The sequence below is a fragment of the Pseudomonas sp. 910_23 genome (genome assembly GCF_052850795.1).
In genome coordinates this window covers 134,397-153,917 of the sequence record NZ_VXCZ01000007.1, presented here as the reverse complement: position 1 = coordinate 153,917, position 19,521 = coordinate 134,397, and the positions used below count along the sequence as shown (strand labels likewise).

Below are 19,521 nucleotides of genomic sequence, written 5' to 3'. Positions count from 1 at the left end.
ATCGATCAAGGGAGGGGCTCGCGGGGATGGGAAATCAGGGGTAACCGCTTGCCGTAGAGGCTCAGGGTCTGGGTGCGCCCGTTGAGGGCGAAACGGGCGTATTGCGGGGTCAGGTGTTCCAGGCGCCAGCCGTTGGGCAGCGTCTGGCCCAGGCGCACCGTCAGGGGTGGGCCGCCGGCTTGCTTGAGCATGGCCATTTGCAGGTTGCCGGTGATCATGATGCCGCTGAGGGTCAGGTTGGCCAGGCTCGCCACCTGGGTCTTGCCGACCACGCTGTCCGGACGTCGATCGGGGCTGAACAGCGGCGTCTGCCAGGTGCTCGCGAGCTCTTGCAACGCCGGCGCCGGTGCGGCCTGCACAGTGACGGAGGGCTGAGCAGGTGCAGGCGCCTGCGGCAACCATCGCGGTTGATCACCGATGCTGCTGAGGATCACCGCCATCAGCACGCCCAATAGCCCGGCCAAGCCGAGCAAGCCCCACTCCAGGGGGCGCAGTGCACCGATCATGGCGCCACCTGCGCCGGTTGCAGGTAGCCACGCACCAGCAGTTGCACCGCCAGCTTGCCCGCCCCGCCAGTGGCCGGTGCCTGTTTGCTGCGGCGAATGCGCAACTCATCGACAAACAGAAACGGCGGCTGGTATTCCAGCGCGTGCAGGATCGCGGTCAGCGGTTCGATGGCGCAGTTGAGCGTGAGGCTGACCTTGACCTGCCGATAGGGCTCGCTGCTGTCCTGTTCGGTGGTGATGGGTTTGCGCTGGGTGAGGTTGCAGCCGCCGCCAAGGTTGGCGTGGCTGTTGATCAGGTCGGCCAGACGCTGCATCAGGTCGGCGGCGACCACATCGGGGTCATCGCCTGGCAACAGGCTGGCGCTGCTGGCCGGGTCTTGCCGCGCCAGCTCAAGCTGCTCGCGCAATGCATCGCCCTGGTGCAACACGGCGGCGTAGCGTTGCTGCTGTTCACGCAACTGCTGGGCTTGCTCGCCCATGGTGCGCAACGGGCCGGCGAACCAGCTGTCGATCAGCAACCAATAGGCCGCACCGAGTACCACGGCCAGGAGCAACAAGGCCCCGCCACGACGTTCACGGGGTGTGAGGGGTCGGCGCATCGGCGGCCTCCGGGCGTAAGTGGGCGCGCAAGGCAAACTGGTCCTTGCCGGTGCGCGCATCGGGTTGAATCACCCCTTCGAACTGGGCGTTGTCCAACCGCCAGCAGCCTTTGATGCGGGTGATCAGGCCACTGGCCTTGGCGCTTTGCCCGGAGAAGGTCACCTCAGCGTCCTTGACGTCCAATTGGTCGAGCCAAGTGTCGGCGGGCAGGCAAGTGGTCAAGTCATTGAGCAGCGCAGCCAGCGGCGGTTGCGCCAGTTTTCGCTGGGTGAGGTACTGCGCTGCGCCGCGGGTATTGAGCAGTTGCTGGCGCAGGGCGTGCACCTGGGCGACCTGGGCTTTTTGCTGCTGCACGGTGGCGTGCATGGCGTCGAGTACACGCTGGCGGTCGTTGAGCCACAGCAACATGGCGGCGATCAGCAAGGCACCACACAGCCATGGCAGGCTGCGCTGCAAATCCTTGCCCCTTCGGCGTTGGCGCGAGCGTAACGGTGCCGGCAGCAGGTCAATGCCCAGGCCCGCCACATCGACGCGATGGGGATGCAGACCGAGGGCAGCGCAGTCGCTGAGAATCCGGTCCAGACGCTCGCGCAGGATCGCCACCAGCGTGACCTCAAGGTGGGTGGGTGTGCGCTGCTCCTGACGCGCCACGAAGTACAACTGCTCGGCGTCGAACGGGGTGTAGCGGTCCAGTTCATAGCCGACCACCGCCGTGAGGTTGCGCGCGGCCGCCAGGGGCAATTGCAGGCGTTGCTGCAGCACCACCTCAGGGTCGAGCATCAGCACCTGGCAGGCGTTGCCGGGGATAACCGGCGCCGTCAGCGGCCAGTGATGGACCTGTTCAGGCGGCTCTTGCGGGGCCAGCCAGCTCGGCACACAGCCGCGCAGCTCGGTGAGCCACAGGTGCCAGCCTTGTTGCAACAGGCTGCCGCGCCACTGGCGGGCGATAGGTTCAAGTCGATTCATTCTTGCCACCGCACCACCCGATAGGGTTGTGCACGGTCCTCCGCGGGGCTCAATAAGACGGTGAGTTGCAGGCGTGCCTGATAGCCGCCGGGGCGCTCGGCACGGCTGTCGATTTCCAGCACCTGGCCGGGGTCGGCGCCCTCGGCGTTTTGGCGTGGCAGGTTCAATGCCTTGCGCATCAAGGGGCTGGCAAATGCCGGATCGGGTCGATCCAGGTCGCTCCACAAAGTAATTTCCGGCACTAATTGGCTGTACAGCGCCTGGATCATACCGGGCAGTTGCCGCACTTCTTCCAGCACCCGAAACGGCGCCAGGCCCTGATGGCGCCGAGCCTCAAGCGCCTGGACCAACTGATGGGCCTGGGCCGGGGTAGCGTCGCAAGCCAGGGCCAGGTGCAGCAAGTCATCGGGGTCGGCGTTGACCAGGTACAGCTTGCCGCGCTCACTGCGCAGGCGGACCTGTAGGCGGGCGTCGTCGAAGGTCAGCGCGATGGCACGCCCGTCCGCCACCCAGTGCCGATCAGCCATGACCTGGGCAATACCGGCTTCGGCGGCCAACAGCGTCTGGGTGTGCTGGCGGTACCACAGCGCCTGGCGACTTTGCAGTTGCACCCAGGCAGCCAAACCGCCGAGCAATAGGCTGAGTAAAGCCAGCACCCACAGCACCAGCAGCAACGCCGCTCCGCGTTGGCGCTTCATTGTTCACTGCTCGCGCTGCCGAGGTTCAGGCGCAGGGCAATCACTTGCGTCAGCCACGGCACCGGCCCGTTGACGCTGGCGTCGATGCGTACTGCGACGGGCAAGCGCCGGGGCCAGGGCCACGCGTTCAACCAGCCGGTGGGCTGGCCCAAGGGCGATACGCCGCGATAACTCAATTGCAGCGCCTCGACGTTATGCAGCAGCACTTGCGGTTCAGCGCGCTGGGCGTTGGCAGCGGATTGCAACTGCGAAAACGCCACCTGAAAATCCTGTTCTACCCGTTGCAAGGTAAAGCGCTGGATGCCCCCGCCGAGCACGCCGGGCAAGGTCGCCACAAACTGCAAGCGCTCTGCCGTACCGATAAAAAAACCGTCGGCCTGGCTGTCGTCTTCAATGATATTCAAGGGCAACGCCTCGCTGATCGCGGTGCGTAGAAACTGTTGGGCGGTGCGCATTTCATCCAGGCTCACGGTGTAACTTTGGGCCTTGGCCACCGCCCGATTGGCGCCCAGCAACGCAGCGCCCACCAGCAATAACAATATCGAAAGCAGGCTGAGCACCACCAGGATCTCCAGCAAGGTGAAGCCCTGCTCGCGGCGCTTCACAGGCGGGCCTTCAAGGTGCTGAAGCGGGCCTGATGCGCGCCTTCGCGCAGGTTCAGGTCGAGACGAAAGAGATGGGGCTGTTGCCGGGTACTGGTCAAGTGCCAATGGATGCCATCAAGTTCGCCTTGCAAGGTGCCCTCGCTCAGCGGGCCGGCCGCTTCCTGGTCCAGCAGCGTGAGCGCGGCCTGGGTTAGCCGGTCGCTGTGGGCAACCTGGGCCAACGAGCGCGCACTCTGGCCGAAGGCAACCAGCAACACACTGCTGCACACCGCCATCAACGTCAGGGCCGCGAGCATTTCCAGCAGGGTAAAACCGGCCTGATGCTTCATGGCAGCGCCCTGGACTGCACGCTGCCGGTGAGCCAGCCAACGTCGATACGCCAACGCCGGGCGCCGCTGGCCAGCAGCAGGTTGCCGCCGGTGGAACTGCCATCGGGGTAGAACACCACGGCGGCGCCCGCCTGCTCGGCACTGTGCAGCGTCACCTGCAACGGTGCCTGCCACTGTTGCGCAGCACGCCCTGGAGCCCGGAACGTCAGGCGTTGCAGGTCGAATTCGGTGCGCGCCGCCCGGCCGCTGACGATCGCCCCCGCCCGCGTGGCGCGCAGTGCCTCGACCATCTGCCCCACCACCCGCCGCTCCTGAGCCACTTGCAGCCCCTGGCGCACACCCAGCCCCAACAACCCGGCGGCGATGCCGATCAATACAATGACCACCAGCATCTCCAGCAAGGTAAAGCCGCGCTGGGCCATGGGCGGGTTACTCCCAGTTACCCAAATCGGCACTGTAGCCCTCGCCGCCCGGTTGACCGTCCTGGCCGTAGAAGATCAGGTCGAAGGCGCCGTGCTGCCCGGGGAAGCGATAACCGAACCCGTGGCCGAACGGGTCCTTCAACTCCGAAGGCTTGGCATAGGGGCCCGCCCAGCTGGAGGCATTGGCGGGCTTGTCGAGCAGCTGTTGCAGGGTGTTGGGCGGCGCCCCCACATCCAGGGCGTAGCTGTCGATCTTCATGCTCAAGCTCGCCAACTGCGCCTTGCCTGCGCCGTATTTGCCCTTGTCCACATTGCCGCCGACCTGGCGCACGACAATGGTTGCGACGATGCCCAGCAGCACGATCACCGCGAGCATTTCCAGCAGGGTGAAGCCGTTTTGGCGGTGCCGGGTTCTCATTGATTCCACTCCATGAAGGTTCATATATGGCTGGTGAGGCTCATCAGCGGCAGCATGATCGCGAGCATGATTGCCGCCACCAGCACCGCCATGATCACGGTCAGCGAGGGCACCAGCGCAGCGAGCAGGCGGTCGATCGCACGCTTGGCCTCGACGTCGAAGATGTCGGCGACCTTGAGCAACATGCCGGGCAGTTCACCGGCGTGTTCGCCCACCTCGATCATTTGCAGGGCCAACTGCGGCAACAGCGGTTGACTGCCAAACGCCTCGGCCAGGGTGCCGCCGCCTTTGACCTGTTGCGCCGCCCGCGCCACTTGCACCTGCAATGCACGGTTGCTGCAGACCTGCCGGGCGATAACCAATGCGGGCAGCAACGCCACGCCATTGCTGAGCAAGGTGCCGAGGGTGCGGGTCAGGCGTGCGGCTTGCACCCGCTGCAGCAGCGGGCCGACCACACGGATGCCCAGCAGGTGACGGTCGTAGCGTTCGCGGCGGCTGGGGTCGCGCAGGCGCGTCACCAGGAGCCCGGCACTGATCGCCACCCCGGCCAACAGCACCAGGCCATAGGCCGACAAAAACTCGCCAAGCCCCAGGATCACTTGGGTGATCAACGGAATCGGCACGCCCAGATCCTGAAAAATCGGCACGAATTGCGGCACCACATAGGCCAGCAACAGCGCCAGGGAACCCAGTACGCCCACCACCAGGAACGCCGGGTAGATCAGCGCGTTGATCACCTCGCCACGCAGTCGCTGGCTGCGCTCCAGGTAGTCGCTGAGCTGGCGCAGGGTGTCTTCCAGCGCACCACCGGCTTCGCCCGCGCGCACCATGCTCAGGTACAGCGCAGAAAACGTATCGCCCTCTTCCTCAAGCGCAGCCGACAGCGGCTTGCCGGCCTTGACCTGGTCACGGATGCGCTCGATCAAGGCCCGCACCTGGGGTTGGCCGGGTTGCTTGAGCAGCAGGTTCAACGAGCGTTCAAGGGGCTGACCGGCGCCGAGCAGCGTCGCCAGTTGCTGGGTGAAACTCACCAGCGCTGCCCCCTTCAACGGCCCGCGTACACGACGTAACGAGACACTGCCCGTCGTTTCAATATGCAGCAGCAACCAGCCACGCTTGTGCAAGATGGCGACGGCGGCGGCCTGGTCGGCAGCTTGCAGCGTGCCTCTCTGGGCGGCGCCCTGGCTGTCCAGGGCACGGAACTTGAACAGGCTCACGCATCCTCTCCACGGGTGACGCGCAGCACTTCTTCCAGGGACGTGACGCCCGCCAGTGCCTGACGCAGGCCATCTTCATACAAGGTGCGCAAACCGCCGCGACGGGCGGCTTGCTCAAGGGTGGCGGCGTCGGCGTGGGCCATCAGCAGGCCACGCAACTCATCGTTCATCACCAGCAATTCGGTGAGGGCGCTGCGGCCGTGGTAGTCGCCGTGATACAGCAGAATCGGGCGCTGCTCGGTGAGGCGATCCAGGCCGTGTTCCTTGATCAACGCCGGCGGCGCCTGGAACGCGACCCGTGTGGCCGGGTCCAGGCGCCGCACCAGGCGTTGGGCGAGAATGCCGCTGACGGTGGAGGCGATCAGGTAGCTTTCCACGCCCATGTCCAGCAAGCGTGTGATGCTGGCGGCGGCGCTGTTGGTGTGCAGGGTTGAGAGCACCAGATGGCCGGTGAGTGAAGATTGGACGGCGATGCGGCACGTTTCCAGGTCGCGGATTTCACCGATCATGATCACGTCCGGGTCCTGGCGCACGATGGCGCGCAACGCTCCGGCAAAGTCCAGGCCGATGGCGGGCTTGACCTGGATCTGGTTGATGCCTTCAAGCTGGTACTCCACCGGGTCTTCCACGGTGATGATCTTGCGTTCGGCGGTGTTGAGCCGCGCCAAGGCGGTGTACAGCGTGGTGGTTTTACCCGAGCCTGTGGGCCCGGTGACCAGCAGGATGCCGTGGGGCCGCTCAAGCAAATCAAGGAAGGCTGCCAGGCGCTGGCCATCAAAACCCAGGCTTGGAAAGTCGAACTGCACGGTTTGCCGGTCCAACAGGCGCATCACCACCGACTCGCCGAAGCTGGTGGGCACCGTGGACACGCGCAAATCCAACGCCTTGCCCTGGATGCGCAGCATGATGCGCCCATCCTGGGGCAGGCGCCGCTCGGCGATGTCCAGGCGCGCCATGATCTTGACCCGCGAGATCACCGCCGCCGACGAACTGGCGGGCGGCGCTTCGGCGTCGTGCAGCACGCCATCGATGCGGTAGCGCACCTTGAGCTGGTTTTCGAAGGGTTCGATATGGATATCCGACGCCCGTTGTTCCACGGCGCGTTGCAGGATCAGGTTGACCAGGCGAATCACCGGCGCTTCGGAAGCCATGTCCTTGAGATGCTCGATATCTTCGAGGGCACCACCCTGCTCATCGAGGTTTTCGATCAGCGTGCCCATGGCCGAACGGCCCTGGCCGTAGTACCGCTCGATCAGGCCCTCTACGTCGGTATGTGCACCGATGGCCAGCCAGACAGGAACTTGGCAGGCATACGCCAGGGCTTGGAACGGGTACAGCTGCGTCGGGTTGGCGGCCAGCACGCGCAGGCCGCCCTCGTCCCAACCCATGGGCACCAGGTGGTAGTGACGCAGGAAACGCTCGGTCACGGCAGGTAATGGGTCGAGCAACGGCGGCGCAGCGTCGGCCGCCAGCAATGGTGCAACCAGCAGATCGGCCCAGGCGCGGGCCAGTTCGATTTCGGACACCAGGCCCAGGCGCGTGAGTAAACCCAGCAGGTCGCGAGGGTCATCGGATAAGCGCCGGGCGCGTTCCAGATCCAGCGTTTTAAGCCCGGCGTGCTGCATCAGCCACGCACACACCTGGTCGGTGTGCGGGATGTGCATCTTGCAAGCATCGATGAGGGCTGAAGACATCATTGAGGAATATCTAACGTTGCGAAAAGTATGGCTATTTGGAACTACCGAACAATGCCATTAGTTCGCCACAGCCGATGCAGGAGTTAGCCGGGGGTATCGACTGGAAGTTATAGCTCTAGTTCCGGCTGGCGGAAAATTAAATATAAAACATTGCCAAATGCACTGATTTAGAGCGTTAGCAGCCAATAGCCACTAGTTACACTTAGCCATACCCCGTAATGACTAGGTACTTTCCCTTTCAATTAACTGACAGTGCAAAAGATTCAAGCGTGCAACTTCACCCTCGATCGGTAATACACCCAGACTTTGCAGAACGCGGGTGGCGGCTAATACACCAATCTGCAGGGCCGGTGGCTGGATCGTGCTGAGGCTGGGCAGCAACATCTGTGCGAAGGGGTAATCACCAAAGCCCAAGACGGCACAGTCCTGCGGGATGTTCAGCCCCGCTCGTTGACCGGCGAGCAAACCACCGGCAGCCAGGTTGTCGTTGGCAAAGAAAATCGCGTCGGGCCTGGTCACCGCCCCCATCAGCGCCTCCATGGCCTGCTTGCCCGCCTCGAAAGGCGCACGGTCGGCGTCGGGGACGAAGACCCACGGCTGCACACCCAGCTCGCTGAGGGTCGCAGTAAAACCATCACGGCGCTCCGGCACGTAGTCCCAGGTTTCCACCACCGGGATGTCCACCTCGGCGATCATCTTTTCGATGCCTGGGCTATGGAAGCGACTGGTCAGCACCAGCGCGGCCGCCAGTAACTGCTGAGCAAACTGGCCCAGCGCGAACAGCTGACACTGGCGCAACTGGGCCGACGCATTGCCGGCGGACGCGGTCATTACAGCTTGATCGGCACGCCTACGCAGATCGCCGATGAGCTGCAGCGCTGGTTCGAAGAAGGCGCGGCGGATGGCTTCAATATTCTGGTGCCACACCTGCCGGGCGGGCTGGAGGATTTCGCCCGCCTGGTCGTTCCCGAGTTACAGCGGCGTGGCTTGTTTCGGCGCGAATACACCGGCACCACACTGCGTGAAAACCTTGGTTTGGCGCGCCCGGCCAACCATTTCAAGGAGACCCGAGCATGAAAATCCCCACCCTGCTGCTGGCCCTGCTGCTGACCCAGACAGCCTGGGCGGCCGATCTATTAACCTTGCGCATCGACTACCAGAAAGGCTCCATCGCCCAATCGCCCTGCAACAACGCCACACCAGTACTGCGCGCCGGATTAACCGATGTATTGCTCACGGGAATACTGATCAGGTGTGGGAAATTTCCTTAGCGCGTAACTAATGAGCAGGTGTGATTCACGATGAAGATGGTTCACGCGGGAAGGCATTTATTCCCGGCATGAAAGAGCCCAACCTATTCAGGTTGGGCTTGATCAGAAATAGAGTGGGACGCAGGGATTCGAACACTCGACGCCTGGCCCCCATACAGGCGGACGTTGTGAAAGCCATAATCAGCAACAACAGTGGCGCATCAAGACAAAGCCGGCCTCTTGCTGCTCAGCGTGGCCCCCCTCTGGATACCCTCACCGTAGCGCGCCCGCCTTGGCGATCAACTCACGCAATCGGGAATCCTTAGGCTCAAACACGTCGAGGAGCCCGATCGCCTTAAGAGCGGGCAGAGATTGAATAATTTCTCGCTCAGCCAGCAGTTGATCATCCATGCTCGCGCCTGGATTACTCCAAACTCGTACGTTTGCCAAAAAGGCACCCACCGTCCCTTTACGTACGGTCACTCCCTCAAATGTTGCTTCGTTTGTGTCGTCGGCAAGAACGTCTTCGGCACGCATATCCGTCTCCGCAGTTGGGTTGCTTTAACTTCTCGGCCTTTCGGAAAAGGGCATCACGCCGACAATAACGTAATTATCTTGCGCTGACATTTAAATGAAAACCCGGCGCTTGGCCGGGTCCGTTGATGCTCAGTTGTCAGGATGCTCACTGGCTACTGAATCGGCAGCGTCCACGTCCGACATATCTTCCTCGAGGGGTGCCTCGTCGTCCGGTGGCAGCGGGATATGATCCTCATCGCGCTTTGGATCATGACCGGCCTCATTGTCCGTTCCACGCGTTACTGCCTGCTGTGAAATATTGCCTGGGGCGTTCTCGTTGATTTCCATGCTGTCTCTCCGCTCTAAAGCGCGACAAATACGCACTTAAACATTGGAGCAGGCGTGTAACAGGGAGTGCCGAACTTTGGACGAACGGAAAATCCCGAGACGGTGTTGGGCGTAAGGACGCCAGCACCAGCAGCCATAACGGCGACTGAGGATCCCGCCAAGGGCTCACGCAGTAGCCCTGTATGTCATCCGCCTTGGCCTGATTGAGTAGTTTCAGCCAATCAATGACTTCCTTGTCGAGGCCCCTTATGGCACTTCCTCACACCGCCTGCATCTTCCTGTATTTCCTGTTGCTCAGCACTGTCTGGCCGAGCCATGCCAGAGATCTGGCCGAGGGCCTTACCGAGCAGTCACCGTCTGTGGCCCTTGAAAATAAAAACCACCGTTATCCGCAATGGACCGGCATCGGTTCACTGGAAAACGCCTTAGGCCAGACCTGCAATGCCGTTCTGCTCGACACGCGCAATCGCCAAGGTAAGGCCATCGGGCCGGCTTATGTGCTGACCGCCGGGCATTGTGTGTTCTACAGCTACGGTACAGCGCGCGTCCACCAGGCGCTCACCGCCGACGTGACCTTCAACTACTTTCATGACACACCCGAACGGCGTATCACCTACGCCGTCAAGACGGCGCATTGGAGCAGCATGGCGGGCACTGACCTGGCCGTGCTCGAACTGGATACGTCACTGGCGGTGCTGGTGGCCAAGGCGATCATGCCACTCAAGCTGGCCTCCCAGCGTCAGACATCGGATCGAGAGGTGATCAACGTGGGAGCGCCGACCGGCTTTCTGAAAAAGGGCCTACGCATGAGCGCCTGCGTGGAATCGACCCTCAACAGTTTTGCCGAACATCCCGGCGTGTTCCCCAGCGCCTTGCGCAACCGCTGCAACGGTCTGCGCCCAGGCAGCTCCGGCAGTCCGATGCTGGACCGGAACACCAATGAAATCACCAGCATCATCAGCAAGGTCGCGTCTGCCATTCAGAAAGACATTCTCAATAGCTGCCAGAACAACTCGGCGTGCGAAGCCGCCAAATTCAACTACAGCTACCCCGTCAACGACTTGTACTACTGCTTTGTAGACGGTGTTTTCCGTAACGACACCCCCACCTGTCAGCTCAAGGCGGTTGAAATCACGCTGGATGAGCCGTGGAACCTGAAGCCCTATGTGCATTTAAAACGTGACGCCACCGACCAAATTACCCGTCCGACTTGGAACCTGAGGTTCTCGATCCGGGAACCGTTCTACCGATTCAAAGCCGTGAATCACATCAGCGATTGCGCACGCACACACGGCTACCAAGTCGCTGCCGCTTCTGACGAGGCCTACATCAACCAGCCCATCGGTCCAGTGCTGGGGCCGCATGTGTTATGCATACTCGGGGTGCAAACGGCCGAACAGCCGCTGACCGAAGCGCTGCTGCGCAATGCGTTCACCCATTCGGTATTCCTGACCAACCCGGCACCGGCACCGCAGCTCAAGCACCGCTATCACATCGCCTGGGAAAACCAGCAGGACGGTTTTAGCCAGCATTATTACTACAGCGTGAACTCGGCGATCAGCACCATCTGTGGCGATATTGACGACGATCGCTACACCTTGGCCATGGACGGCATACTCCTTGATATAACAGAGCTGCCGGTCACGTTATGCAGTTATGCACGCAACAACGCCGGGCAACCGTCGGCCATTCGCACAGACATGATCACAGGCGCAACGGTTCGCTCGCAGCGTCAGGCCAGGTGAGGCAGCGAGCTGTTTTAAGCAAATGTTGATGAGTCAAGTCAGCGCAATCGAGGGCAATGCCCGAAAGGCACGACTTGAGCGGGATCACTGGGGCTCTCCCCCGCCGAACCGCAGCGGGGGCGACCCGATTACCATTGACCAGAGAGCAAACAGGTTGCTGCCTCAATCATGCTGAAGTGGTACCACGGCTGAGAATCCTGGCAACTGGTGGCGAAAGACGCATGCGCACTTGAGGTCGCTAACAGGCAGGCTGCAGCCGTCATATAGACGTATTTTTTTATAGTCATCTTCACTCCCCTTCCCATCGTTAATACATTGGCTTGCGCTTCAAACTCTACTGCCGGGTTCGTGCAAGGATCAATTAGGGCAGGTGTGCTAGTGGCGTATCGACATGCGCGCGACAACGCCTATCGACGTCACGCCAGTTATTTCAGGGGAGTGTCGTAGCGATTGCATGTTCGCTGTACCCCACCGGCAGATCACAGAGGTGAAACAGGCTCTCGGGCCCATAACAGCCCACGGCGCGGTAGGGGGTAGGGGGTATTTTTCAGACATGAAAAAGCCCAATCTTTTCAGATTGGGCCAAGTCATTGAACAATATGGTCGGGACGGAGTGATTCGAACACTCGACCCCTAGCACCCCATGCTAGTGCGCTACCGGACTGCGCTACGCCCCGACTAGGCGTGTTACTGGGTTCGCTTCTTAACGAAGCGAACCGGAATATACCGCAAGCTTTTGAAATGTGGAAGTATTTTTAAAGCTTGAATCATTTCTTCAGCACCACCAGCACATCTTCCAGTTCGGAGATCATCTGGCGGATCAGTTGCTTGTATTGGGTGGTGTCGTCTTTGGCTTCATCACCGGACATACGCTGGCGTGCGCCGCTGATAGTGAACCCCTGGTCGTACAGCAATGCACGGATCTGTCGGATCATCAGCACGTCCTGGCGCTGATAATACCGACGGTTCCCGGTGCGTTTGACGGGGTTGAGTTGAGGAAACTCCTGCTCCCAATAGCGCAGCACGTGCGGTTTTACCGCACACAGCTCGCTGACTTCACCAATGGTGAAGTAGCGTTTGCCTGGGATGACGGGTAGTTCGTCGTTATGACTTGGTTCCAGCATAAGCCTCAACTCGGGCCTTCAACTTCTGCCCTGGACGAAAGGTGACCACACGGCGAGCCGTGATCGGGATTTCTTCTCCCGTTTTTGGATTGCGGCCAGGCCGCTGGCGTTTGTCCCGCAGGTCAAAATTGCCGAAACCGGACAATTTGACCTGTTCGTTGTCTTCCAGAGCGTGGCGGATCTCTTCAAAAAACAGCTCGACCAATTCCTTGGCCTCGCGCTTGTTCAGACCCAACTCTTCGTACAGACGTTCCGCCATCTCAGCTTTCGTCAAAGCCCCCATACGTCACTTCCTTAACGTGGCGTTCAACCTTTGTTCGAGCGAGGTGAGGATATTTTGTGTCGTGGTATTCACCTCATCGTCATTAAGAGTGCGCGATGGATGCTGCCAGGTCAAGCCGACTGCGAGGCTTTTTCTATGCGGATCAATGCCTTTACCCTGATAGACGTCAAATAGCCTGAGGTCTGTCAGCCATTCCCCTGCATTTTCACGGATTACATCCAGAACGGCAGTGGCGGCGACATCACGGTCGGCGATCAGCGCCAGGTCGCGACGCACTTCAGGAAAGCGCGACAACTCGCTGAATTTAGGCATCTTGCCCGACGCCACTTCAGCCAAGACTAGCTCAAACACGAAGACTGGACGGTCCAGCCCCAACGTTTTCGACAGTTCCGGGTGAATGGCGCCCACAAAACCTACCAGGCGACCTTCGCGCTCGATACGCGCAGTCTGGCCCGGATGCAAGGCTGGGTGGCTGCCTGACACAAAGGTGAAGGCATCCAGCGCACCGGCAAAGCCCAGCACCGCTTCCACGTCAGCCTTGACGTCGAAGAAGTCTACGACGTCGCGGCCCTGCGCCCAGCCTTCCGGCAGGCGGCTACCGCAGACCACGCCAGCCAGCATCGGCTCTTGCTTGAGGCCATCGAGCTGACCCACGAAACGCAGGCCGCTTTCGAACAGGCGCACGCGGTCTTGCTGGCGGTTCAGGTTGTGGGAAAGCGCCTTCACCAGGCCCGGCCACAACGACGAACGCATGGCGGCCATGTCGTTGGAGATCGGGTTGGCCAACAACAGCGGCTCAACACCCGGGTTGAACAGCTCAAATTGTTTTGGATCGATGAAGCTATACGTCACGGCTTCCTGGTAACCACGAGCAACCAGCAGGCGGCGCAGCTCAGGCAGGTGCGCGCGCGCTTCGGCTTTGGGTTGCGGCGCGAGGCGCGCTTGCGGGTAGCGAACCGGCAGGCGGTTGTAGCCATACAGACGTGCCAGCTCTTCGATCAGGTCAACTTCCAGGCTGATGTCGAAGCGATGGCTAGGTACTGCAACCTGCCACTGCCCTTCCCCATTCGAGGAAATACCCAAGCCGAGGGCGGACAGCAGTTGCTCGATTTCAGCCGGCTCAATGACCAGCCCGAGCATTTGCTCAACGCTTTTGGCACGCAGGGTGATCGGCGCAATCGACGGCAGGTGCTGCTCGCTGACGGTTTCGGTGATCGGACCCGCTTCGCCACCGGTGATTTCCAGCAGCAGGCCGGTGGCGCGCTCCATGGCTTCACGGGCGAGATTCCAGTCCACGCCACGCTCATAGCGGTGCGAAGCATCGGTGTGCAGGCCATAGGAGCGGGCCTTGCCTGCGATGGCGATCTGGTCAAAGAACGCGCTTTCAAGGAAGACGTCACGCGTCGTCGCGGATACACCGCTGTGCTCGCCACCCATCACGCCGGCAATTGCCAGGGCGCGAGAGTGGTCGGCGATAACCAGGGTGTCGGCACGCAGGCTGACTTCCTGACCGTCGAGCAGCACCAGCTTTTCGCCTTCCTCGGCCATGCGCACGCGGATGCCACCGTTGATTTCGGCGAGATCGAAGGCGTGCAGCGGCTGACCCAGCTCCAACATCACATAGTTGGTGATGTCGACGGCGGCGTCGATGCTGCGCACGTCGGCGCGACGCAGGCGCTCGACCATCCACAGCGGGGTCGGCTTGGACAGGTCGACGTTACGGACCACACGCCCCAGGTAACGTGGGCAGGCGTTCGGCGCGAGCACTTCGATGGAGCGAACTTCGTCATGCACCGGCGGCACAACAGCAACCGCCGGACGGGTGACAGGAGCGTTGTACAGCGCGCCCACTTCACGGGCCAGACCGGCCAGGGACAGGCAGTCGCCGCGGTTCGGGGTCAGGTCGACCTCGATGCTGGCGTCTTCCAGTTCCAGGTAAACCCGGATGTCCTGACCCACAGGCGCGTCGGCCGGCAGCTCCATCAGGCCATCATTGCCCTCGCCTACCTGCAACTCAGCCTGAGAGCACAACATGCCGTTGGACTCGACACCACGCAGCTTGGCCTTCTTGATCTTGAAGTCGCCGGGCAGTTGGGCACCGATCATGGCAAACGGGATCTTCAGGCCCGGGCGCACATTAGGCGCTCCGCACACGACCTGAAAGGTTTCCGAACCGTTGCTGACCTGGCACACACGCAATTTATCGGCATCAGGGTGTTGCTCGGTGCTCAGCACTTCGCCCACTACCACGCCACTGAAAACACCGGCGGCCGGCGTAACGCTATCGACCTCAAGACCGGCCATCGACAGACGCGCAACCAGCGCGTCGCGATCTACCTGCGGGCTTACCCAGCCACGCAGCCATTGTTCACTGAATTTCATCCTGCTCTCCTAAAGATTCGTTACGACTAGCGAAATTGCGCGAGGAACCGCAAGTCGTTGTCGAAGAACAGACGCAAGTCGTTCACGCCGTAACGCAGCATGGCCAGACGCTCAACGCCCATGCCGAAGGCAAAGCCCGAGAACTCTTCCGGATCGATCCCGGACATGCGCAGCACGTTAGGGTGGACCATGCCGCAACCCATGACTTCCAGCCAACCGGTCTGCTTGCAGACGCGGCAACCTTTACCGCTACACATCACGCATTCCATGTCGACTTCAGCGGACGGCTCGGTGAACGGGAAGAACGATGGACGGAAACGCACCGCCAGCTCTTTCTCGAAGAACACCCGCAGGAATTCTTCGATGGTGCCCTTGAGGTCGGCGAAGTTGATATCGCGATCCACCAGCAGGCCTTCGACCTGGTGGAACATCGGCGAGTGGGTGATATCCGAGTCGCTACGGTACACACGGCCTGGGCAGACAATGCGGATCGGCGGCTTGTTCGCTTCCATGGTGCGGACCTGTACCGGCGAGGTATGGGTGCGCAACAGCATGTTCGCGTTGAAATAGAAGGTGTCGTGCATCGACCGGGCCGGATGATGGCCTGGGATGTTGAGCGCCTCGAAGTTGTGATAATCGTCTTCTACCTCAGGGCCTTCGGCAATGCCGTAGCCGATATGGGTGAAGAACTGCTCGATACGTTCCAGAGTCCGGGTAATCGGATGCAGGCCGCCCGAGGCCTGACCACGGCCAGGCAAGGTCACGTCAATGGACTCGGCGGCGAGCTTGGCCGCTAGATCGGCCTCCTCGAGCGACGCCTTGCGCGCATTGAGCACCTCTGTGACACGTTCCTTGGCAACGTTGATCAACGCACCGACTTGCGGACGTTCTTCAGCCGGCAAATTTCCCAGGGTCTTCATCACCTGAGTCAATTCACCTTTCTTGCCAAGGTAGTGAACCCGGATTTGCTCCAGGGCATTTACATCTTCAGCGCTTTGCACGGCCTCAAGGGCTTGGGCAACGAGCGCGTCCAGGTTTTCCATGTACAGACTCCAGATACAAAATAGGGGAAGAGCTTGAAGGCTCTTCCCCTATTTATGACGTTTACCACCTTGGGCTACAGGAGTAACCCAGGATGACTGTCGGGGGTACTTAAGCCAAGGAGGCTTTAGCTTTCTCGACAATCGCAGCAAACACCGCTTTTTCGTTCACGGCCAGTTCAGCCAGAACCTTACGGTCGATTTCGATGGACGCTTTCTTCAGGCCAGCGATGAAACGGCTGTAGGACAGACCGTTAACACGTGCACCAGCGTTGATACGAGCGATCCACAGAGCGCGGAACTGACGTTTTTTCTGACGACGGTCACGGTAGGCGTACTGGCCTGCCTTGATTACCGCTTGCTTGGCAACACGGAATACGCGTGAACGCGCGCCGTAGTAGCCTTTAGCAAGTTTCAGAATTTTTTTGTGACGTTTACGGGCAATGACGCCACGCTTTACACGAGCCATGAGTTACTTCCTCTAGTCTTGATCCAAAAATTAACGAAGGCGCAGCATGCGCTCGACTTTTGCCACGTCAGACGGATGCAGCAAGCTGCTACCGCGCAGTTGACGCTTACGCTTGGTCGACATTTTGGTCAGGATGTGGCTCTTGAAAGCGTGCTTGTGCTTGATACCGTTAGCAGTTTTCAGAAACCGCTTAGCAGCACCACTTTTAGTCTTCATCTTTGGCATGTTCGGATACTCCGCATTCAGTTGATAAACATAATCAGAAGGCCTGCCGTGCCCTGTTGATTACTTCTTCTTTTTCGGGGCGATGACCATGATCAGTTGGCGTCCTTCCATCTTAGGATGCTGTTCGACCGAACCGTACTCGAGCAGGTCAGCTTCAACCCGCTTGAGGAGTTCCATCCCCAGCTCCTGGTGGGCCATCTCACGGCCGCGGAATCGCAAGGATACCTTGGCCCTGTCCCCATCACTCAGGAAACGTACCAGGTTGCGCAGTTTTACCTGGTAATCCCCTTCCTCCGTCCCTGGACGAAACTTGATTTCTTTAACCTGGATCTGCTTCTGGTTTTTCTTGGCTGCGGCAATCTGCTTCTTCTTCTCGAAGATCGATTTGCCGTAGTCCATCAGCTTGCAGACAGGTGGTACAGCATCGGCGGAAATTTCCACCAAATCGAGCTTGGCTTCTTCAGCCTTAAGAAGCGCGTCTTCAATTGACACAATCCCAAGCTGCTCACCCTCAGCCCCAATTAACCGAACCTCGCGTGCCGAGATATTCTCGTTGATCGGGGCTTTCGGTGCAGCTCGTTTATCTTGTCTCATTTCACGCTTAATAATAATTACTCCGAATCTGGGCGACCACGCCGGGAAACCGCTTGCGCGAGGAACTCAGCGAACTGGGCGACGGGCATCGAGCCCAGGTCAGCACCTTCACGAGTACGCACAGCGACAGTCTGCATCTCGACTTCCCGATCTCCGATAACCAAAAGATAGGGAACCTTGAGCAAAGTATGCTCGCGGATTTTAAAGCCGATCTTTTCATTTCTCAAGTCGGACTTGGCACGAAATCCGCTTTCGTTGAGAGTTTTTTCAACTTCGGCGGCAAAATCTGCCTGTTTATCAGTGATATTCATGATCACTGCCTGGGTCGGAGCCAGCCACGCAGGGAACGCGCCCTCGTAGTGCTCGATCAGGATACCGACGAACCGCTCGAACGAACCGAGGATCGCCCGGTGCAACATAACCGGGTGCTTACGGCTGTTATCTTCGGAGACGTATTCGGCTCCCAGACGGATCGGCAGGTTAAAATCGAGCTGCAGGGTACCACACTGCCAGACACGGCCAAGGCAATCTTTGAGCGAGAACTCGATCTTCGGACCGTAGAACGCGCCCTCCCCCGGCTGCAGGTCGTACGCAAGGCCCGCACTGTCGAGTGCTGCGGCCAGTGCCGCTTCGGCGCGATCCCACAGCTCGTCGGAACCAACGCGTTTTTCCGGACGAGTGGACAGCTTCATTTCAACTTCGGTAAACCCGAAATCGCGATAAACGTCCATGGTCAGCTTGATGAACGCGGCGGATTCAGCCTGCATCTGCTCTTCGGTGCAGAAGATGTGGGCGTCGTCCTGAGTAAAACCGCGCACACGCATGATGCCGTGCAGTGCACCGGATGGCTCGTTGCGGTGGCAGGCACCGAACTCGGCCAGGCGCATCGGCAACTCGCGGTAGCTCTTCAGGCCTTGATTGAACACCTGCACGTGGCATGGGCAGTTCATCGGCTTGATGGCGTAGTCGCGGTTTTCCGACTGGGTGGTGAACATGTTGTCGGCGTAGTTGGCCCAGTGCCCGGATTTCTCCCACAGGCTGCGATCAACGACCTGCGGGGTCTTGATCTCCAGGTAACCGTTGTCGCGCTGAACCTTGCGCATGTACTGCTCAAGCACCTGGTACAGGGTCCAGCCATTCGGGTGCCAGAACACCATGCCCGGCGCTTCTTCCTGAAGGTGGAACAGGTTCAGGCGCTTGCCGATCTTGCGGTGGTCGCGCTTTTCAGCTTCTTCAATGCGCTGGATGTAGGCGGCCAGCTGTTTCTTGTCAGCCCAGGCCGTGCCGTAGATCCGTTGCAGCTGTTCGTTCTTGGCATCACCGCGCCAGTAGGCACCGGACAGCTTTGTCAGCTTGAACGACTTGAGGAAACGCGTGTTCGGCACGTGTGGGCCACGGCACATGTCGACGTATTCTTCGTGGTAGTACAGGCCCATGGCCTGCTCGTCCGGCATGTCTTCCACCAGGCGCAGCTTGTAATCTTCACCACGCGCGGTAAACACGTCGATCACTTCGGCACGCGGGGTGACTTTCTTGATGACGTCGTAATCTTTTTCAATCAGCGCGTGCATGCGCTGCTCGATGGCCGCCAAGTCGTCCGGTGTAAAAGGACGTTCATAGGCGATGTCGTAATAGAAGCCTTCTTCGATTACCGGGCCGATCACCATCTTGGCGGTTGGGTACAGCTGCTTGACCGCATGGCCAATCAGGTGCGCGCAAGAGTGGCGAATGATCTCCAGCCCCTCTTGATCCTTGGGCGTGATGATTTGCAGGCTGGCATCGCAAGTGATCAGGTCACTGGCGTCGACCAGTTTGCCGTCGACCTTGCCGGCCACGGTGGCCTTGGCCAAGCCTGCACCAATGGATGCGGCGACTTCGGCTACGGAAACCGAATGATCGAATGAACGTTGACTGCCGTCGGGTAGAGTAATAGTTGGCATGGCGCCTCCTCTCCTAGTGGTGACCCCTACCAAAGGTCACGTGGGTTGGGATGAGCCAGTACAAGATCCAACACCAGGCCGTTCAGTGATGAACGCCTGCCTTACAGCGGCAGGAGCCTTTCGGCCAACCGATAATCGAACCAGAGT

21 protein-coding genes, 1 tRNA gene and 3 pseudogenes are annotated in these 19,521 nt (G+C 60.3%); 2 read left to right on the top strand and 23 right to left on the bottom strand.

The annotated features are described in order from the left end of the window. Positions 1-5: 5 nt before the first annotated feature. From FW800_RS10965 to FW800_RS10915, 11 genes and pseudogenes are all read right to left on the bottom strand, one after another. A complete protein-coding gene (locus FW800_RS10965) occupies positions 6-506 on the bottom strand; it encodes a general secretion pathway protein GspN (protein ID WP_032880312.1) in 501 nt (166 codons plus the stop codon). Beyond that, positions 503-1,105 carry a type II secretion system protein GspM gene (gspM, locus tag FW800_RS10960; RefSeq protein ID WP_078821829.1) on the bottom strand — a complete coding sequence of 201 codons (603 nt, stop codon included), beginning with the start codon at positions 1,103-1,105 and terminating at the stop codon, positions 503-505. The genes FW800_RS10965 and gspM overlap by 4 nt, the downstream gene beginning before the upstream one ends. Further along, a complete protein-coding gene (locus FW800_RS10955; protein ID WP_446437599.1) occupies positions 1,080-2,072 on the bottom strand; it encodes a type II secretion system protein GspL in 993 nt (330 codons plus the stop codon). The genes gspM and FW800_RS10955 overlap by 26 nt, the downstream gene beginning before the upstream one ends. Then, positions 2,069-2,770 carry a type II secretion system minor pseudopilin GspK gene (locus FW800_RS10950; protein ID WP_446437598.1) on the bottom strand — a complete coding sequence of 234 codons (702 nt, stop codon included), beginning with the start codon at positions 2,768-2,770 and terminating at the stop codon, positions 2,069-2,071. Before FW800_RS10950 ends, FW800_RS10955 begins: the two co-directional genes overlap by 4 nt. Then, entirely contained in the window at positions 2,767-3,375 is a 609-nt protein-coding gene (locus tag FW800_RS10945; protein ID WP_446437597.1) for a prepilin-type N-terminal cleavage/methylation domain-containing protein, read from the bottom strand. The genes FW800_RS10950 and FW800_RS10945 overlap by 4 nt, the downstream gene beginning before the upstream one ends. Further along, positions 3,372-3,704, bottom strand: a complete 333-nt coding sequence (locus FW800_RS10940) for a type II secretion system protein (protein ID WP_032880303.1) — start codon at positions 3,702-3,704, stop codon at positions 3,372-3,374. Before FW800_RS10940 ends, FW800_RS10945 begins: the two co-directional genes overlap by 4 nt. Continuing rightward, positions 3,701-4,126: a type II secretion system protein gene (locus FW800_RS10935; protein ID WP_446437596.1), complete on the bottom strand. Its 426-nt coding sequence runs from the start codon at positions 4,124-4,126 to the stop codon at positions 3,701-3,703. Before FW800_RS10935 ends, FW800_RS10940 begins: the two co-directional genes overlap by 4 nt. 7 nt (positions 4,127-4,133) lie before the next feature. After that, the gene (gene gspG / locus FW800_RS10930; RefSeq protein ID WP_087945255.1) at positions 4,134-4,544 is read right to left on the bottom strand and encodes a type II secretion system major pseudopilin GspG; all 411 of its coding nucleotides are present in this window, start codon (positions 4,542-4,544) and stop codon (positions 4,134-4,136) included. Positions 4,545-4,564: 20 nt separating this feature from the next. After that, positions 4,565-5,761 carry a type II secretion system inner membrane protein GspF gene (gene gspF, locus FW800_RS10925; RefSeq protein WP_446437595.1) on the bottom strand — a complete coding sequence of 399 codons (1,197 nt, stop codon included), beginning with the start codon at positions 5,759-5,761 and terminating at the stop codon, positions 4,565-4,567. Then, positions 5,758-7,425 carry a GspE/PulE family protein gene (locus tag FW800_RS10920; RefSeq protein WP_416309145.1) on the bottom strand — a complete coding sequence of 556 codons (1,668 nt, stop codon included), beginning with the start codon at positions 7,423-7,425 and terminating at the stop codon, positions 5,758-5,760. The genes gspF and FW800_RS10920 overlap by 4 nt, the downstream gene beginning before the upstream one ends. Positions 7,426-7,680: 255 nt before the next feature. Further along, positions 7,681-8,202, bottom strand: a pseudogene (locus FW800_RS10915) (substrate-binding domain-containing protein); the annotation flags it as partial. 9 nt (positions 8,203-8,211) lie between these two features. Here FW800_RS10915 and FW800_RS10910 point away from each other — a divergent pair. After that, positions 8,212-8,535: pseudogene (locus FW800_RS10910) on the top strand (nitrilotriacetate monooxygenase); the annotation flags it as partial. A 79-nt stretch (positions 8,536-8,614) separates the two neighbouring features. Here FW800_RS10910 and FW800_RS10905 read toward each other — a convergent pair. The 3 genes and pseudogenes from FW800_RS10905 to FW800_RS10895 form a co-directional block, all read right to left on the bottom strand. Then, positions 8,615-8,713: pseudogene (locus tag FW800_RS10905) on the bottom strand (aquaporin); the annotation flags it as partial. A gap of 268 nt (positions 8,714-8,981) precedes the next feature. Then, entirely contained in the window at positions 8,982-9,245 is a 264-nt protein-coding gene (locus tag FW800_RS10900; protein ID WP_078821836.1) for a hypothetical protein, read from the bottom strand. Between the two features lie 129 nt (positions 9,246-9,374). Continuing rightward, positions 9,375-9,572: a hypothetical protein gene (locus tag FW800_RS10895; RefSeq protein ID WP_032880294.1), complete on the bottom strand. Its 198-nt coding sequence runs from the start codon at positions 9,570-9,572 to the stop codon at positions 9,375-9,377. A 248-nt stretch (positions 9,573-9,820) separates the two neighbouring features. On the opposite strand from FW800_RS10895, the gene FW800_RS10890 reads away from it, so the two are divergent. Beyond that, a complete protein-coding gene (locus FW800_RS10890) occupies positions 9,821-11,317 on the top strand; it encodes a trypsin-like serine peptidase (protein ID WP_446437594.1) in 1,497 nt (498 codons plus the stop codon). 600 nt (positions 11,318-11,917) lie between these two features. On the opposite strand, the gene FW800_RS10885 is transcribed toward FW800_RS10890, so the two are convergent. The 9 genes from FW800_RS10885 to thrS form a co-directional block, all read right to left on the bottom strand. Further along, a tRNA-Pro gene (locus FW800_RS10885) sits at positions 11,918-11,994 on the bottom strand. Between the two features lie 90 nt (positions 11,995-12,084). After that, a complete protein-coding gene (locus FW800_RS10880; RefSeq protein ID WP_003174972.1) occupies positions 12,085-12,441 on the bottom strand; it encodes a MerR family transcriptional regulator in 357 nt (118 codons plus the stop codon). Further along, complete coding sequence (gene ihfA, locus FW800_RS10875) at positions 12,422-12,724, bottom strand: integration host factor subunit alpha (protein WP_002553164.1); 303 nt, start codon at positions 12,722-12,724, stop codon at positions 12,422-12,424. Before ihfA ends, FW800_RS10880 begins: the two co-directional genes overlap by 20 nt. 3 nt (positions 12,725-12,727) lie before the next feature. Next, positions 12,728-15,106 (bottom strand): phenylalanine--tRNA ligase subunit beta, encoded by a 2,379-nt coding sequence (gene pheT, locus FW800_RS10870; RefSeq protein WP_446437593.1) that lies wholly within the window; start codon positions 15,104-15,106, stop codon positions 12,728-12,730. 26 nt (positions 15,107-15,132) lie between these two features. Beyond that, positions 15,133-16,149, bottom strand: a complete 1,017-nt coding sequence (gene pheS, locus FW800_RS10865; RefSeq protein ID WP_003192486.1) for a phenylalanine--tRNA ligase subunit alpha — start codon at positions 16,147-16,149, stop codon at positions 15,133-15,135. A gap of 109 nt (positions 16,150-16,258) precedes the next feature. Further along, positions 16,259-16,615, bottom strand: coding sequence for a 50S ribosomal protein L20 (rplT, locus tag FW800_RS10860; protein WP_005789679.1), 357 nt, complete (start codon positions 16,613-16,615; stop codon positions 16,259-16,261). A 30-nt stretch (positions 16,616-16,645) separates the two neighbouring features. Continuing rightward, complete coding sequence (rpmI, locus tag FW800_RS10855; RefSeq protein ID WP_002553160.1) at positions 16,646-16,840, bottom strand: 50S ribosomal protein L35; 195 nt, start codon at positions 16,838-16,840, stop codon at positions 16,646-16,648. Between the two features lie 60 nt (positions 16,841-16,900). Continuing rightward, positions 16,901-17,452: a translation initiation factor IF-3 gene (gene infC / locus FW800_RS10850; RefSeq protein WP_169851780.1), complete on the bottom strand. Its 552-nt coding sequence runs from the start codon at positions 17,450-17,452 to the stop codon at positions 16,901-16,903. Next, the gene (gene thrS / locus FW800_RS10845) at positions 17,452-19,374 is read right to left on the bottom strand and encodes a threonine--tRNA ligase (RefSeq protein WP_005789682.1); all 1,923 of its coding nucleotides are present in this window, start codon (positions 19,372-19,374) and stop codon (positions 17,452-17,454) included. The genes infC and thrS overlap by 1 nt, the downstream gene beginning before the upstream one ends. Positions 19,375-19,521 lie beyond the last annotated feature (147 nt).

Coding starts and splice junctions, on each gene's coding strand:
- FW800_RS10965 (WP_032880312.1), bottom strand. CDS start 506: ATGATCGGTGCACTGCGCCCCCTGGAGTGGGGCTTGCTCGGCTTGGCC.
- gspM (WP_078821829.1), bottom strand. CDS start 1,105: ATGCGCCGACCCCTCACACCCCGTGAACGTCGTGGCGGGGCCTTGTTG.
- FW800_RS10955 (WP_446437599.1), bottom strand. CDS start 2,072: ATGAATCGACTTGAACCTATCGCCCGCCAGTGGCGCGGCAGCCTGTTG.
- FW800_RS10950 (WP_446437598.1), bottom strand. CDS start 2,770: ATGAAGCGCCAACGCGGAGCGGCGTTGCTGCTGGTGCTGTGGGTGCTG.
- FW800_RS10940 (WP_032880303.1), bottom strand. CDS start 3,704: ATGAAGCATCAGGCCGGTTTTACCCTGCTGGAAATGCTCGCGGCCCTG.
- FW800_RS10935 (WP_446437596.1), bottom strand. CDS start 4,126: ATGGCCCAGCGCGGCTTTACCTTGCTGGAGATGCTGGTGGTCATTGTA.
- gspG (WP_087945255.1), bottom strand. CDS start 4,544: ATGAGAACCCGGCACCGCCAAAACGGCTTCACCCTGCTGGAAATGCTC.
- FW800_RS10920 (WP_416309145.1), bottom strand. CDS start 7,425: ATGCACATCCCGCACACCGACCAGGTGTGTGCGTGGCTGATGCAGCAC.
- FW800_RS10900 (WP_078821836.1), bottom strand. CDS start 9,245: ATGCGTGCCGAAGACGTTCTTGCCGACGACACAAACGAAGCAACATTT.
- FW800_RS10895 (WP_032880294.1), bottom strand. CDS start 9,572: ATGGAAATCAACGAGAACGCCCCAGGCAATATTTCACAGCAGGCAGTA.
- FW800_RS10890 (WP_446437594.1), top strand. CDS start 9,821: ATGGCACTTCCTCACACCGCCTGCATCTTCCTGTATTTCCTGTTGCTC.
- FW800_RS10880 (WP_003174972.1), bottom strand. CDS start 12,441: ATGCTGGAACCAAGTCATAACGACGAACTACCCGTCATCCCAGGCAAA.
- ihfA (WP_002553164.1), bottom strand. CDS start 12,724: ATGGGGGCTTTGACGAAAGCTGAGATGGCGGAACGTCTGTACGAAGAG.
- pheT (WP_446437593.1), bottom strand. CDS start 15,106: ATGAAATTCAGTGAACAATGGCTGCGTGGCTGGGTAAGCCCGCAGGTA.
- pheS (WP_003192486.1), bottom strand. CDS start 16,149: ATGGAAAACCTGGACGCGCTCGTTGCCCAAGCCCTTGAGGCCGTGCAA.
- rplT (WP_005789679.1), bottom strand. CDS start 16,615: ATGGCTCGTGTAAAGCGTGGCGTCATTGCCCGTAAACGTCACAAAAAA.
- rpmI (WP_002553160.1), bottom strand. CDS start 16,840: ATGCCAAAGATGAAGACTAAAAGTGGTGCTGCTAAGCGGTTTCTGAAA.
- thrS (WP_005789682.1), bottom strand. CDS start 19,374: ATGCCAACTATTACTCTACCCGACGGCAGTCAACGTTCATTCGATCAT.